General features: G+C 65.3%; 2 protein-coding genes and 1 pseudogene. 1 reads left to right on the plus strand and 2 read right to left on the minus strand.

From position 1 onward, the window contains the following. A pseudogene (locus tag EN991_RS36135) lies at positions 1 to 631 on the plus strand (hypothetical protein); the annotation flags it as partial. 52 nt (positions 632 to 683) lie between these two features. On the opposite strand, the gene clpS reads toward EN991_RS36135, so the two are convergent. Beyond that, complete coding sequence (clpS, locus tag EN991_RS36140; RefSeq protein WP_013529964.1) at positions 684 to 989, minus strand: ATP-dependent Clp protease adapter ClpS; 306 nt, start codon at positions 987 to 989, stop codon at positions 684 to 686. Between the two features lie 139 nt (positions 990 to 1,128). Beyond that, positions 1,129 to 1,422, minus strand: a 294-nt coding sequence (locus tag EN991_RS36145) for a hypothetical protein (RefSeq protein ID WP_127370515.1), incomplete at its 5' end; no start/stop codon positions are given.

Here is a 1,422-nt window from a genome sequence, read left to right on the forward strand (position 1 = left end):
GGGCTGGCTGTGGGCGCGCGGCTTCGAGGGCGGCGGCCCGCATGTCCAGCTTTATCGGCGCATCGCGCACTGGCTGATGAAGGAGCCGGAGCTCGAGGAGGAGCGGCTGACCGCCGATGGTCGTGGCATGATGCTGGAAATCCGCCGCCAGACGATGGCCGACGATCCCGGCGCCGCGCAGATCATCACCCCGTCCGGCAAAACCTTGACCGTCAAGCTCGACAAAGCCGAGCCCGGGGTCTTCCTCGGCAGCGTCGAGACCAGCGAGATCGGGCTCTACCAGGTCGCCAATGGCGACCTCACCGCGCTTGCCCATGTCGGGCCGGTCAACGCACCGGAATTCGCAGACGTCATTTCCACCGAAAACCGGCTGAAGGCGCCGGCGGAAGCCACCGGCGGCAGCGTGCGCCGGCTGGCGTCTTCCACAGCCCTTGGCAGCGACGTGACGCTGCCTTCCATCGTGCCGGTGCGCTCGGCTGGTGCCGCATCCGGCAGCGACTGGATCGGCCTGCGCACGACAGACGACAGCGTGCTCAAAGCCGTCTCGCGCGTGCCGCTGTTCGGCGGCTTCCTCGGCCTCGGCCTGCTGCTTCTGGCAATGGGTTCGATGTGGTACCGCGAGGGACGGTAGCGCGGCGCTCTTTTTCCTTCTCCCCTTGTCGGAGAAGGGAAAGCCCCCTGCTCTACTCCTCCGGCTCCGTCGTGAACATCAGCGGATAGCCCTTGGCCTTGCCGGCATCGGTGGCGCGCGTCGCCTTGGTCTCGGCGACATCCTTGGTGAACACGGCGACGACGCAGACGCCACGCCGATGCGCAGTGATCATCACCCGGTGCGCTTGGTCCTCGCTGAGTTTGAACTCGCCCTTCAGCACCGTCACCACGAATTCGCGCGGCGTGAAATCGTCGTTGATGAGGATGACCTTGTAGAGTTTTGGCCGTTCGACTTGCGGCTTGATCTGGGTACGCGGTTTTGTGGTGATTTCAGGCATCGGAACCGACAGTTTTGCGTAAGCGACGTAACCGCCATTCTGGCACCGGTGAAAACGGTCGTCCATTTTGATCGACGCGCGAAACCGGTGTCCGCCGACGCGGCCATTCACAATCATGTGGGAAGGTGTCGGTTGCCGTTCAACGGCCTTGGCGGCCGAACATGCGACGGCCGGGAATCTGCCGCACGGCCGCAGCGGGCGGTATATCGGACCGAAAACGGTTTCCGCCGGCATCCGCCCGGCGTTCCAGCCAGGTCGCGATCGGCCACGCGGCGACGCAGATCAACGTCGCGCCGGTCAGCACGACCAGCAGCCAGGTCTGTGCCGGCGTTATGTAGTCCCAGTTGGTGGAAATCGCCGGCGCGAACAGCGAAGGCTCGGTGCGTCCGCTGGCCGGATCGGGGACCGGGCTGGCGGTGAACAGGATAAGCAC

This window comes from Mesorhizobium sp. M7A.F.Ca.US.005.03.2.1, assembly GCF_003997795.1.
Taxonomy (GTDB): domain Bacteria; phylum Pseudomonadota; class Alphaproteobacteria; order Rhizobiales; family Rhizobiaceae; genus Mesorhizobium; species Mesorhizobium ciceri.